Source organism: Indioceanicola profundi, assembly GCF_003568845.1.
Classification (GTDB): domain Bacteria; phylum Pseudomonadota; class Alphaproteobacteria; order Azospirillales; family Azospirillaceae; genus Indioceanicola; species Indioceanicola profundi.
The window spans coordinates 3,103,343-3,115,659 of the sequence record NZ_CP030126.1 but is presented as its reverse complement, the minus strand read 5'-3'; the positions used below and the strand labels follow the sequence as shown (position 1 = coordinate 3,115,659).

At 68.8% G+C, this 12,317-nt stretch carries 11 protein-coding genes; 6 read left to right on the top strand and 5 right to left on the bottom strand.

What is annotated here, in order from left to right; all coding sequences use genetic code 11:
* Positions 1–63 precede the first annotated feature (63 nt).
* Positions 64–1,200, top strand: coding sequence for an alkene reductase (locus tag DOL89_RS14920; RefSeq protein ID WP_119679861.1), 1,137 nt, complete (start codon positions 64–66; stop codon positions 1,198–1,200).
* Positions 1,201–1,240: 40 nt separating this feature from the next.
* Here DOL89_RS14920 and DOL89_RS14915 read toward each other — a convergent pair whose 3' ends face one another.
* The 3 genes from DOL89_RS14915 to DOL89_RS14905 all read right to left on the bottom strand — a co-directional run bounded on the left by DOL89_RS14915 (position 1,241) and on the right by DOL89_RS14905 (position 3,757).
* Positions 1,241–1,903: a GNAT family N-acetyltransferase gene (locus tag DOL89_RS14915; protein ID WP_119679860.1), complete on the bottom strand. Its 663-nt coding sequence runs from the start codon at positions 1,901–1,903 to the stop codon at positions 1,241–1,243.
* 52 nt (positions 1,904–1,955) lie between these two features.
* Positions 1,956–3,077 carry a DNA polymerase III subunit beta gene (gene dnaN / locus DOL89_RS14910; RefSeq protein WP_119679859.1) on the bottom strand — a complete coding sequence of 374 codons (1,122 nt, stop codon included), beginning with the start codon at positions 3,075–3,077 and terminating at the stop codon, positions 1,956–1,958.
* Between the two features lie 167 nt (positions 3,078–3,244).
* A complete protein-coding gene (locus tag DOL89_RS14905) occupies positions 3,245–3,757 on the bottom strand; it encodes a GNAT family N-acetyltransferase (protein WP_162937541.1) in 513 nt (170 codons plus the stop codon).
* Between the two features lie 205 nt (positions 3,758–3,962).
* On the opposite strand from DOL89_RS14905, the gene DOL89_RS14900 reads away from it, so the two are divergent.
* From DOL89_RS14900 to DOL89_RS14885, 4 genes are all read left to right on the top strand, one after another.
* Positions 3,963–4,667, top strand: a complete 705-nt coding sequence (locus DOL89_RS14900) for a CoA transferase subunit A (RefSeq protein ID WP_119679857.1) — start codon at positions 3,963–3,965, stop codon at positions 4,665–4,667.
* A gap of 18 nt (positions 4,668–4,685) precedes the next feature.
* Positions 4,686–5,345, top strand: coding sequence for a CoA transferase subunit B (locus DOL89_RS14895; protein WP_119679856.1), 660 nt, complete (start codon positions 4,686–4,688; stop codon positions 5,343–5,345).
* Positions 5,346–5,629: 284 nt separating this feature from the next.
* Complete coding sequence (locus DOL89_RS14890) at positions 5,630–6,616, top strand: winged helix DNA-binding domain-containing protein (RefSeq protein WP_404813471.1); 987 nt, start codon at positions 5,630–5,632, stop codon at positions 6,614–6,616.
* A gap of 113 nt (positions 6,617–6,729) precedes the next feature.
* On the top strand, positions 6,730–7,365 hold the full coding sequence (locus tag DOL89_RS14885) for a MarC family protein (RefSeq protein WP_119679854.1): 636 nt from the start codon (positions 6,730–6,732) through the stop codon (positions 7,363–7,365).
* A 444-nt stretch (positions 7,366–7,809) separates the two neighbouring features.
* Here the strand turns inward: DOL89_RS14885 and DOL89_RS14880 are convergent, their stop codons facing one another.
* Together DOL89_RS14880 and DOL89_RS14875 are read right to left on the bottom strand one after the other, a co-directional pair.
* A complete protein-coding gene (locus tag DOL89_RS14880) occupies positions 7,810–8,328 on the bottom strand; it encodes a metallophosphoesterase (protein ID WP_119679853.1) in 519 nt (172 codons plus the stop codon).
* A gap of 64 nt (positions 8,329–8,392) precedes the next feature.
* Positions 8,393–10,786 (bottom strand): penicillin acylase family protein, encoded by a 2,394-nt coding sequence (locus tag DOL89_RS14875; RefSeq protein WP_119679852.1) that lies wholly within the window; start codon positions 10,784–10,786, stop codon positions 8,393–8,395.
* Between the two features lie 292 nt (positions 10,787–11,078).
* On the opposite strand from DOL89_RS14875, the gene kynU reads away from it, so the two are divergent.
* A complete protein-coding gene (kynU, locus tag DOL89_RS14870) occupies positions 11,079–12,314 on the top strand; it encodes a kynureninase (protein ID WP_205574596.1) in 1,236 nt (411 codons plus the stop codon).
* The last annotated feature ends 3 nt before the right edge of the window (positions 12,315–12,317 follow it).

Genomic DNA, 12,317 nt, shown 5'->3' with positions numbered 1-12,317 from the left:
TTAATTGTACCGATTGGTACATTATGTTGCCGCCATCTTTCCCTTGGCGACAAGGCATTTTCCATGAGCATTCCAGACCTGTTCACGCCCATCCGTCTGGGCGAACTCGAGTTGCGCAACCGGATCGTGATGGCGCCGCTGACCCGTGGGCGCGCGGCGGAAGGCAATGTGCCCTCTTCCCTGGCCGTGACCTACTATACCCAGCGTGCCGGCGCCGGGCTGATCGTGTCGGAGGCCAGCCAGATCCTGCAGGAGGGGCAGGCCTATCCGCGCGCACCCGGCATCCACACCGATGCCCAGGTTGCCGGCTGGCGGCGGGTGACCGATGCGGTGCATGCGCAGGGCGGGCAGATCGTGCTGCAGCTCTGGCACACCGGGCGCAACTCCCATCCCGTCTATCAGGAGGATGGCGGGCTGCCGGTGGCGCCCAGCGCCGTGAACGCCGGCGGCATCACGCTTGGCCGGAACAATGAGAAGCTGGACCGCGTCACCCCCCGCGCCCTGGAGACGGAAGAGGTCGTCCAGCGGGTGGAAGCCTTCGCCGCCGCCGCGGCGCGGGCGAAGCAGGCCGGCTTCGACGGGGTCGAGATCCATGGGGCCAACGGCTACCTGATCGACCAGTTCCTGCGCGACGGCTCCAACCTGCGCACCGACCGCTATGGCGGCAGCATCGAGAACCGCGCCCGCTTCCTGTTCGAGGTGACGGAGGCGGTGATCGACGCCTGGGGCGGGTCCGGCCGGGTCGGCCTGCGCCTGTCGCCGGCGGGCGAGCATAACGGCCAGTATGACAGCAATCCCACGGCCGTGTTCACCCATGTGGCGGAGCGGCTGAACCGCTACGATCTGGCCTTCCTGCACGTCATCGAGCCGGCGCTGGAGGGGCACCGGATGGGTCCGCCGCCGGGCAAGCCCAGGGTGGCGCCGACTTTGCGCCGGATCTATACCGGGCCGATGATCCTGAACGGCGCCTTCGACAAGGCCAGCGCCACGGCCGCCCTGGCCGACGGTTCGGCCGACGCGGTGGCCTTTGGCACGCCCTTCATCGCCAACCCGGACCTGGTGGAGCGTTTCCGCCGCGACCTGCCGCTGGCGGAGGCGGACAGCAGCACCTTCTACACCGACGGGCCGAAGGGCTATATCGACTATCCCAGCTTCGAGGACAGCCTGCCCCAGGCCTGGAGCACCGCCCAGGTGGCCTGACCGGCCATTCTCCTGTCGGCGGCTCCTACCGGATATTCCGTCAGGCCGCCGACAGGGGGCGGAGCTGCCGCCCGTCCGGCGTGAAGTTGTCCGGCGACAGCCAGGACTCGAACCGCGCCGCCATGTCCGGCCATTCATGGTCCAGCAGGCCATAGACGGCCGTGTCCCAGTTGACGCCCTTGCGCCAGGCGCTCTGCCGGATCACCCCTTCGCGGGTGAAACCGAAGCGCTCGGCCGCGCGCATCGACTCGGCATTCCGGGTGGTGCAACGCCATTCCAGCCGCCGATAGCCCAGCGTGCCCAGCACATGGCCCGCCAGCAGGTAGAAGGCCTCCGTTCCGCCGGTGCGGCGGGCGAGGGCCGGGCCGTAGACCAGCCCGATCTCCGCCGTGCCCATTTCGGGGTCGATGCCGAGAAGGAAATAGATTCCGGCGGGCACGGGACCCTCGGGCGCGGTCTTGTCCATCACGGTGAAGATGGCGACGCCCTCGCGCCCGATGCGGGCGGCAAGCCAGGCCGTGAATTCCGCCTCGTCATAGAAGGGGCCGGACGGGATGTGGGTCCAGAGGTTCGGGTCCGCTCCGATGGCGCGCCACAGCCCCGGCGCATGCAGCCCCACATCCGCCCGCTCCAGATCCACCGTGCGCCCGGCGAACAGGGTTGCATCAACCGGCGGGCGGGGCAGGTCGGGCGGCGTCGTCATGTCCGGTCTTGAAAGTCTGGCCGGGAAAGGCCGGGGCCGGAGCCCCGCGGCCTCACACCCGCATGGGCATCAGCACATAAAGGGCGCTGCCGTCGGCGATATCCTGCACCACCGTCGGGCTGCCGGCATCCGCCATCTTGAAGCGGGCCCCGTCGCCTTCGATCTGCTGGGTGATGTCCAGCAGGTAGCGGCTGTTGAAGCCGATCTCCAGCGCGCTGGCGTCGTACATGACCTCCAGCTCTTCCGTGGCGCTGCCCGCTTCCGGCGAGGAGGCGGAGAGGGTCAGCACGCCGCGGTCCAGCGACAGCTTCACCGCACGGCTCTTCTCCGTGCTGATGGTGGCGACGCGGTCGACGGCGGCGGCGAAGTCCTTCGGATTGACCTCAAGCGCCTTGTCGTTGCCGACCGGGATCACCCGCTCATAATCCGGGAAGGTGCCGTCGATCAGCTTGCTGGTCAGGGTGATGCTGTCGAAGGCGAAGCGCACCTTGGTGTCTGAGAGCTGGACCTCGATCAGGTCCGCCGCCTCGTCCAGCAGCTTGCGCACTTCCAGCACGGTCTTGCGCGGCACGATCACGCCGGGGATGTTGGCGGCGCCGTCCGGCAGCGCCATTTCCACCCGCGCCAGCCGGTGGCCGTCGGTGGCCACGGCGCGCAGCATCTGCGCCTCGCCGGCGGCCTTCGGCTTGGTGGCGTGGACGTAGATGCCGTTCAGATAATAGCGCGTCTCCTCGGTGGAGATGGCGAACTTGGTCCGGTCCACCAGCATCTTCAGCTCGGACGCGGTGAGCTGGAAGCGATGCCCCAGGTCGCCGCCCGCCATCTGCGGATAGTCCTCGACCGGGAGCGTGCCCAGCTTGAACTGGGAGCGGCCGGAGCGGAGCGTCAGCAGATCGCCGGTGGCGTCCAGCTCCACCTGGGAGCCGTCGGGCAGCTTGCGCGCGATGTCGTAAAGGGTGTGCGCCGGCGCGGTGGCGGAGCCGGGGCGCGAGATGTCGGCCGGGACGCTCTCCACGATCTCGAGGTCCATGTCGGTCGCGGTCAGCGACAGCTCCCCGTTCTCAGCGCGCAGCAGAACGTTGGAGAGAATGGGAATCGTGTTCCGCCGCTCAACAACGCTCTGGACGTGGCCGAGAGACCGAAGCAGGGCCGCACGCTCGATCGTGATCTTCATCGCGTTCCGTTTCTCTACCCGCCGCCGCGATCCGGACCGGTTCGCCACAGCGCCTTAGTTTCACTCCTCCCCGGAAGGGGGCCACACAATAGCATAAGCGATTGGGAGGAACAGAGCTTCTTGCACTGCGCCGGATTAAGCCTGCGGTTGCGCGGAGGGCAGCCGCTTCAGAAGACCAGCCGGTGCAGCTCGTGCGGGCCGGTGGATCGCTCCACCACTCCCTGGCGGATGAAGCCGCACTTGCCCGCCACGCGCTGCGATGGCGCGTTGGCGGCGGCGATGAAGGCGACAAGGCCGGGCAGCGACAGCACGTCGCGCGCCAGAGCCACCAACGCCCGCGCCGCTTCGGTCGCCAGACCCCGCCCCCAGGCGCCCGGCATCAGCACATAGGACAGTTCGACCTCCTCCGCCCCCTGCACCTTCGTGGTGCGGATGCCGGCCCGGCCCAGCAGGGCGCCATCGAGGCGGCCATGCAGCAGGTAGATGCCGAAGCCCCTGCGCTGCCAGTGCTCCAGATTGAGGCGCATGTAATTTTCGGTCATGGCGCGGTCCTGCACGCCCCCGATGCTGGCCATGACGACGGGGTCGTTGTGCATGGACAGGATCACCTCCTCGTCCCGCCGGGTCAGCCGGGCGGCGGCGATGCGTTCGGTGTTGAACCGGTCGGGTGCGCCGAACATGGGGTACCGGGTGAGCCGCTTTAGGAAGTGGAAATAGCATTGCACCTTTAACGCGCATGCCGCAAGCCCAGGACGGCCGGCATCAGCGCCGCGCCGGCCCTGAACCTGAATGGTCATTCACCTTCGGCTGATTGACTCACACGCGGGCGCGGCGTAGAGCCTTTCGCACCTGCGACACAAAATACTAGGGGGAATCGCTGGAGCCATGAGCAAGAAGGTCTATTCCGACGCCGTCGCGGCCCTGGCGGGGCTGCTGCGGAACGACATGACGATCATGGCCGGCGGGTTCGGCCTGTGCGGCATCCCGGAGAACCTGATCGCGGCCATCAAGCTGTCGGGGGTCAAGGGGCTGACCGTGATCTCCAACAATGCCGGCGTGGACGGCTTCGGCCTCGGCGTGCTGCTGGAGACCCGGCAGATCTCCAAGATGATCAGCTCCTATGTCGGTGAGAACAAGCTGTTCGCCCAGCAGTACCTGTCCGGCGAGCTGGAGCTGGAGTTCAATCCCCAGGGCACCCTGGCCGAGCGCATCCGCGCCGGCGGCGCCGGCATCCCCGCCTTCTTCACCAAGACCGGCGTCGGCACGCTGGTGGCCGAGGGCAAGGAGGTGCGGGAGTTCGACGGGGAGACCTATGTGATGGAGCGCGGCCTGAAGGCCGACCTGTCCATCGTGAAGGCCCATATCGGCGATACCGAGGGCAACCTGATCTACCGGATGACCGCTCGCAACTTCAATCCGATGATGGCCACCGCCGGCGAGGTCACCGTGGCCGAGGTGGAGAAGCTGGTTCCGGCCGGCGAGCTGGATGCCGACCACATCCACACCCCCGGCATCTTCGTCCAGCGCATTATCGAGGGGAAGAACTACGAGAAGCGCATCGAACAGCGCACCACCCGGAAGCGCGGCTGAGAAAGGGAGACCACGACCATGGCTTGGACCCGTGACGAAATGGCCGCCCGCGCCGCCAAGGAACTGCGCGACGGCTTCTATGTGAATCTGGGCATCGGCATCCCGACCCTGGTGGCGAACTACATCCCCGAGGGCATGCATGTGACGCTGCAGTCGGAGAACGGCATGCTGGGCATGGGCCCCTTCCCCTATGAGGGGGAGGAGGACCCGGACCTGATCAATGCCGGCAAGCAGACCATCACCAAGCTGCCCCACACCAGCTTCTTCAGCTCCGCCGACAGCTTCGGCATGATCCGCGGCGGCCATATCGACCTGTCGGTGCTGGGCGCCATGCAGGTGGCCCAGAATGGCGACCTTGCCAACTGGATGATCCCCGGCAAGATGGTCAAGGGCATGGGCGGGGCCATGGACCTGGTGGCCGGCGTGAAGAAGGTGGTGGTGGTGATGGAGCACACCGCCAAGGACAAGGCCACCGGGGCCGACCAGCCCAAGCTGCTGAAGGCCTGCGACCTGCCGCTGACCGGCACGCGGGTGGTGGACATGGTGGTCACCGACTTCGGCGTCTTCACCATCGACAAGCATGGCGACGAGGGCATGAGGCTGATCGAGCTGGCCCCCGGCGTCACGCTGGACGAAATCAAGGCCAAGACCGAAGGCGAGTTCACCTCCGCCCTCTGACCCGGTCCGGGGTCCAGGAGTAGAGCCGCCCGCCGGGGGAAGCCCTGGCGGGCGGTTCTTGTTTCCGGGGTCGGGGCCGACGCCGCCTCCTCTCTTGCCAGCATCCCCGCCCTGCGGCACTCTCCCGTTCCCTTCTTGTTCGCCTGGGTGCATCCCGTGCAGGTCTCCATCCCCAGGCGCTGGCCTTCCGGCTGGCGCGGCAGCATCTGTCTAGCCCGGCCCCGGATGCGCTCACCGCCGCACGGGCGCTGCTGGGCGCGCAGGCGCAGGTCTATTCGGCCGGCGTGCTGCAACTGCGCGTCCGGTCCGCCACCGGGTTCAGCGAGGCGGCGGCCGAGGCGGCGCTGTGGCGGGACCGCAGCCTGGTGAAGCTGTGGGCCCAGCGCTCCACCCTGCATCTGGTGCCGCGGGAGGATCTGGGGCTGCTGCTGGCCATGCGGCGGCTGCGCGTCGGCAATTACCACAACTGGTATGAGAGCGAGGGGCTGAGCCCGGCGCAGGTGGAGGCGCTGGTGGCCGCCGTGGCGGAGACGCTGGCCCTGCATGGACCGCACAGCCGCATGGACCTGTCCCGCCGCCTGGTGCCCACGCTGGGCGAGTGGGCGCGGCCCTGGCTGGAGCATAGCTGGGGCGGGGTGATCAAGCTGGCCTGCGCGCTCGGCCATGTCTGCCACGGCCCGGCGGTGGAGGGGGAGGAGCGGGAGGCCAAGTTCGTCCACCTGCCCGGCTGGGCCGGCGATGTGGAGGCGGCGGAGCCCCGTGCCGCCATGGCGGAGATCCTGCGCCGCTATCTGGCAGCATATGGCCCCGCCGCCCCGGCCGATTTCCGCAAGTTCGTCGGGCTCTATGCCGAACCGGTGCGCGACGCCTTCGCCGATCTGGCGGCGGAGCTGCTGCCCGTCGACTTGGCCGGCCGCCCGGCCTTCGCATTGGCGCGCGACGAGGAGGCCCTGCGGACTGCCGAGCATGCGGAGGGGGCCATCGCGGTCACGCCCCTGTTCGATCCCTATCTGCTGGCGCACAATGACACCGGCCAGTATCTGGCCGACCGGTTCCGCCCGGCCGTCTACCGCACCGCCGGCTGGATCAGCCCGGTGGTGCTGCGCCAGGGCCGGGTGGTCGCCACCTGGACCCACAAGCGCACGCCGCGGGGCTGGGAGGTGGAGATCACGCCGCTGGAGCGGGTCTATAAGAAGGAGCTGCCCGCCATCACCCGAAAGCTGCGCCTGCTGGCCGGCGGAGAAAAGGTGGAGGTGCGGCTGGCGGGCTGAGTGGCCCCGCATGCCACCCCTGCCCGCCCGGTGGTTGCGGATGGGGGCGGGGCGGCATAGATGGGGCGCGGTTCGAGCTTACCCCCATTGCGTCCCGCCGAAAGCCTCCTGCCGTGAACGACCTGCTGCTGACCGCCGCCATCGCCTTCTTCGTGACCATCGACCCGGTGGGGCTGGGACCTGTCTTCGCCGGGCTGACCGGCGGGATGGAAGGGCGGCAGCGCCGACGCATGGCGATTAAGGGCACTCTGATCGGGGCCGCCATCCTTCTGACCTTCGCCTTTGTCGGGGAGGCGCTGCTGCACGGGCTGGGAATCAGCACGGCGGCCTTCCGTATCGCCGGCGGCATCCTGCTGCTGCTGCTGGCCATCGATCTGGTGTTCGCCCGCGAAAGCGGCCTGCGCACCACGACGGAGGATGAGAATGTGGAGGCACGCCACCGCCCCGACATCTCCGTCTTTCCGCTGGCCATCCCGCTGATCGCCGGACCGGGGGCGATGACCAGCATCGTGCTGTTCATGGGCCGGGCCGGGGGCGACTGGGCGCTGCAGGCCGCGGTTCTGGGCGTGCTGCTGGCGGTTCTTGCCGGCACGCTGCTGGTGCTGCTGTTCGCGGGCGAGGTCAGCCGCGTGCTGGGCCGCACCGGCATCAACGTCATCAACCGCGTGCTGGGCATCCTGCTGACAGCCCTGGCCTGCCAGTTCGTCATCGACGGGGTGGTGGAGAGCGGCATCCTGAACGGTGCCTGACGGTTTGGCGCGGAAGGGTCAGTGACATATAGAAAGATGAAAATGATGGGAAAAATAAAGATGATGGACTGAGTGCGCCGCAGGCGGTGATCAAGACCATGCAGGGCTGATCCGTAGCCGAATGGCCCTGCACCATCATTTCCATCCTGGTCATCATTTCCATCTTTCGAGATGTCACCGGCCCGGCCATTGGGCGCTGTTCGCGCAGGCCGTGAGGGACGGTTGGTTATCTGGCAAGGATGAATAGGATGAATGGGATGGCGCGCTGGACCGGCGGAGCCAGTCCTGGATCACCGGCCTGCACCGGCAGGTGATGGGGGCTCCGTTATCCTATTCATCCTTTCCCAAAACCCAGATCGGCTCCTCCCATAGGGAGAAAAGCGCCGAATGGCTCGGATGGCTGTCGGCCACGCTGTGCGTGACCGACCTACGCTTGTCTTGAGGCTATGCGCGAACCCTGCGGCGGGTGAAGCGGTCGCGGATCTGGGCGAAGGTGACGGGGCGGAAGTCCCAGACGTCGACGCCGACATCCACCTGCCGCGTCATGCCCTTCAGCGCGCCGTGGCTGTGGCCGTGCAGGTTCCAGGCGCCCTTGTACATGCCGTTCCAGGTGCGGAAGGCGTAATGGCACAGCACCAGCCCGGTCCCGTCCTCCGCCGTCAGCTCCGCATAGCCGGCCACGCTGGTCCAGCCGGCCAGGGCCAGCGTGTCCGGCCCGTCATTGTTGCCGTAGATCAGGTGCTTTGTGCCGTTCAGCCGGTCCAGGATGGCGGCCATCGCGGCGGCGCTGCGCCGGATGGCGAAGTCGCCCAGATGCCAGACGGTATCCTCCGGCCCCACCACCTCGTTCCAGCGGGAGATCATGGCCTCATCCATCTCCGCTACGCTGCCGAAGGGCCGCTTGAACCGCCCCATGGCCCCGCCATGGCCGAAATGGCTGTCACTGGTGAAATAAACCGCCATGAACGCTCCCGCCCTGCTCTCCTTCCCTGTGCAACAGGGGAATGGGCCAATCCGGCGCGGGTCGTCAGGGTGCTGCCTGGAGCTCGAAATTCAGCGTCCATTCCGCCGGGCCGGGCAGAAGCGGGCTGGGGCGGCCTTCGCGCCAGTCCTGGTGGCCCTTCAGGTAATAGGGCGACAGCGGATGGCCGGACTGGCTGCCCGGCATGTGGAAGATGCCGTCGCGCTCATGGCCGGGGCTCACCACCATGCGCTGGCTGGCGCCGAAGCCGCGGCCCTGGGCGCGGGGCTGATAGACGTCGCCGGGAAGGGGATCGTCCTCCGGATCGGTCAGCAGGGCAAGGCCGGGCACGAAGCGGCTCAACGGATGGCGCACACCGGGCCGGTTCCGCTCCCCCCAGCGATAAGACGCCGGGTCGCCGCCGGCCTGCTGCTCCACATCCTGCAGCAGGGAGGCGACGGCGGTGCGCAGAACGGCATCCCAGCTCTCGAACCCCGGCGGCACCAGATGGGCCGGCCGCTCCTGGAGCAGCCGCCAGGCGGGACCGTCGGCCTGGGTGCTGATCCGGCGGAAGGCCGGCCGCTCCCCCAGCGGGATGCCCAGATAATTCTCGTAGAGGAGGCGCAGCATATCCGTCCGGAACTGCCGCACCAGCCGGTAGCCCACACTGTCCGGCACCGCCCGCCCGCCCCAATCCTGCACATAGGGCCGCAGGGCCTGGGCCTCGGGATCGCTCTTGGCGAGGTCCAGCGCCGCCAGCAGCGTGGTCTGCCAGCGTTCCAGCACCACGGCGCGGTCGTCGAGCTGGATGGCGAGGTGGTCGGCTTCCGTGAAGCGGTCCTTGGCGAACAGCAGCTCCCTGATCTGCCGCGCCCGGTTGCCATGGGCATAGCCGCCATCGCCCAGCCTGGCGAAATCCTCCCCGCCGACCGTGCGGGAATTGGCGGTCCAGAGCCGGCTGTGGTCCGGGTTGCGGACGACCGGCACCTCCGCCGGCTCCAGCCAGCCGTTCCAGCCCTTGGTGCCGTCCGCCCAGCTTTCCGGCAGGCTTCCGTCGAAGCCGAAGCGGCGGGGAACGCGGCCGATGATGGTCCAGGCGATGTTGCCGTCCCGGTCCCCTACCATCAGGTTCTGGTTGGGAAGGCTGGTGCGGTGGGCGATGCCGATGGCCTCATCCACGCTGCGCGCCTGCTCCAGCGCCAGCAGCCCGCCCATGGCCCCGGCATCCATGTCATGCGCCACCCAGTGCCAGGCCAGCTTGGCCCCGTTGGAATCAGCGCCCACCACGGGCCCCCAGACCGTCTCCTCCACCACCAGCTCCTCGCAGGTGTCGGCAGCGGTGCAGAGCCGCTCCGTCACGCGCTCGATCCGGCGGTTGCCGTCTGGCGTGCGGTAGGTTCCCTCCTCCGCCCCCGGCTCCAGCCGCACGGCGTCGCCGGTGTCGATGTAGGTGTTGGTGAAGCCCCAGGCGATGTGGCCGTTGCTGCCCACCACGATGTTGGGCGCGCCGGGCAGGCTGACGCCCACGATGTCGTTCCGGATTTCCCCCGCCGGGCCGGTCAGCACCAGCCGGGTGCGGAACCAGATGTTGGGCACGCTGTGGCCCAGATGCATGTCGTCGGCCACCATGGCCCCGCCATGCCCGGTCAAGCCGCCGCCCACGGCCCAGTTGTTGCTGCCGAAGGCATGCTCCGGATCGGGCATCCGCGGCACGGCCTGCGCCCGCTTTCCCGCAGGCAGGGCGGCAGGCAGCGGCGGTTCCGGCAGAGAGGTGCCGTCGAGCGCCGCATCGAAATCCGTGCCGCTGGGATAGAGGAACGCCGCCCAGTCCGGACCCAGCGCCTGTGTCACGGCATCCAGGTTCCGTTCCCGCGCCCCGCTGCTGTCCTGCAGGTCGAAATACATGGCGAAGGTCGCCAGCATCGTATCCTCCGCCCGCCAGGGTTCCGGCGTGTGGCGCAGAATGGCGTATTCGAAGGGCCGGGCCGACAGCTCGCCGAAGCCCTGGTTCACCCCGGCCACATAGGCGTCCAGGATGCGCCTGTCCTCCCCCTGCATCGCGGCGACGATCCGGCCGGCGCGCGTGCGGAAGCGGTGCAGCCGCCGGTCCCGGTCCAGCGGCAGGGCGGCATCCCCGACCAGTACCGCCAGCTCCCCCGCCGCGCTCCGCCGCAGCAGGTCCATCTGGAAGAAGCGCTCCTGCCCATGCAGATAGCCCAAGGCACGGGCCATGTCGGCGCGGTCGGCGGCGATGATGGTGGCGATGCCGCCGGCATCCCGCTGCACGGTGACGCGGGATGCGATGCCCGGCGTTTCCACCACCCCGTCCAGCCTGGGCAGGCTGGCGCGCAGGAAGCCGTATCCCGCCGCCCCGGCCAGAACCGCCAGCACGGCCACCCCGGCCGCCATATAGCCCAGCCCCCGCGCGACCCGCGCCCCGGCGCCCCTGCGCTTCCCCATCGCACCCGATCCCGTATTCTTCAGCTTTCGGGGAAAGGTCCCACGAAAGCGGGAGCCGTGCCAGAGGGTTGGGTCGGAAGGGGGGAGGTTGGCTCTGCTCCCAACAACTTTCTCCGTCACCCCGGCGGAAGCCGGGGCCCAGGGGCCACAAGCACCGCCCTCAGGACTCCTGGGTCCCGGCTTCCGCCGGGATGACGGTCTCGAGGGTGGTTACGTTTTCCGTAGTCCTTGACCATCCCCATCCGTGCCCGCCTATGCTCCGCCCTCTTCCCCGTTCCGCAGGATTCCGCCCATGACCTTGACCCGCGCCGATCTGGAAGCCCTGGACCGTGACGATCCGCTGGCCGGGTTCCGCAGCCGGTTCAGCCTGCCGGAGGGTGTCATCTATCTGGACGGCAACTCGCTGGGCGTGCTCCCCAAGGCGACGGCGGCGCGGCTGGCCGATGTGGTGCAGCGGGAATGGGGCATGGACCTGATCCGCTCCTGGAACAGCGCGGGCTGGATCGACCTGCCCCAGCGGGTGGGCGGGCTGATCGCCGGCATCGTCGGGGCGGAGCCGGATGAGGTGGTGGCCGCCGACAGCACCTCCGTCAACCTCTTCAAGCTGGCGGCCGCGGCGGTGAGGCTGCGGCCCGGCCGGCGGGTGATCCTGTCCGAACCCGGCAATTTCCCCACCGACCTCTACATCCTGCAAGGGCTGGCGGAGATGCTGGACGGTCAGGTGGAGGTGCGGCTGGCGGAGCGGGAGCGGCTGGCGGAGGCATTGACGGACGAGGTTGCCCTGCTGCTGCTGACCCATGTGCATTACAAGACCGGCCGGGTGCACGACATGGCGGGCCTGACCGCGGCGGCGCACCGGGCGGGTGCGCTGACCCTGTGGGACCTGTCGCACAGCGCCGGGGCGTTGGATGTGGAGCTGAATCGCTGCAACGCCGATCTGGCGGTGGGCTGCGGATACAAGTATCTGAATGGCGGACCGGGCGCGCCCGCCTTCCTCTATGTCGCCCGCCGGCATCAGGATGCCGTGCGGCCGCCCTTGTCCGGCTGGATGGGCCATGCCGCCCCCTTCGACTTCCGCGACGATTACGCCCCCGCCCCCGGCATCACCCGCCATCTCTGCGGCACCCCCTCCATCCTCGGCCTCGCGGCGCTGGAGGAAGGGGTGCGCATCATGGCGGAGGCCGACATGGCGCAGGTCCGGGCCAAGTCGGTGCGGATGGGCGATCTGTTCATCCAACTGGTCGGGCAGATGTGCCCCGACGCCTTCGGCCTGCTGTCCCCGCGCGACGGAAGCCTGCGCGGCAGTCAGGTCAGCCTGACCCATCCGCAGGGCCATGCCATGGTCCAGGCCCTGATCGCCCGCGGGGTGATCGGGGATTTCCGCGCGCCGGACGTGCTGCGCTTCGGCTTCACGCCGCTCTATCTGCGCTACGTGGACGTCTGGGACGCCTCCCGCCATCTGGCGGAGGTGGTGCGGAGCGGTGAATGGCAGGAGGAGCGGTTCCAGGCCAGGGGCAAGGTGACGTGAGGA

What these genes read in the sequence shown, in the direction of transcription:
- DOL89_RS14920 (WP_119679861.1), top strand. Translation starts at nt 64, where the DNA reads ATGAGCATTCCAGACCTGTTCACGCCCATCCGTCTGGGCGAACTCGAG.
- DOL89_RS14915 (WP_119679860.1), bottom strand. Translation starts at nt 1,903, where the DNA reads ATGACGACGCCGCCCGACCTGCCCCGCCCGCCGGTTGATGCAACCCTG.
- dnaN (WP_119679859.1), bottom strand. Translation starts at nt 3,077, where the DNA reads ATGAAGATCACGATCGAGCGTGCGGCCCTGCTTCGGTCTCTCGGCCAC.
- DOL89_RS14905 (WP_162937541.1), bottom strand. Translation starts at nt 3,757, where the DNA reads ATGTTCGGCGCACCCGACCGGTTCAACACCGAACGCATCGCCGCCGCC.
- DOL89_RS14900 (WP_119679857.1), top strand. Translation starts at nt 3,963, where the DNA reads ATGAGCAAGAAGGTCTATTCCGACGCCGTCGCGGCCCTGGCGGGGCTG.
- DOL89_RS14895 (WP_119679856.1), top strand. Translation starts at nt 4,686, where the DNA reads ATGGCTTGGACCCGTGACGAAATGGCCGCCCGCGCCGCCAAGGAACTG.
- DOL89_RS14880 (WP_119679853.1), bottom strand. Translation starts at nt 8,328, where the DNA reads ATGGCGGTTTATTTCACCAGTGACAGCCATTTCGGCCATGGCGGGGCC.
- DOL89_RS14875 (WP_119679852.1), bottom strand. Translation starts at nt 10,786, where the DNA reads ATGGGGAAGCGCAGGGGCGCCGGGGCGCGGGTCGCGCGGGGGCTGGGC.
- kynU (WP_205574596.1), top strand. Translation starts at nt 11,079, where the DNA reads ATGACCTTGACCCGCGCCGATCTGGAAGCCCTGGACCGTGACGATCCG.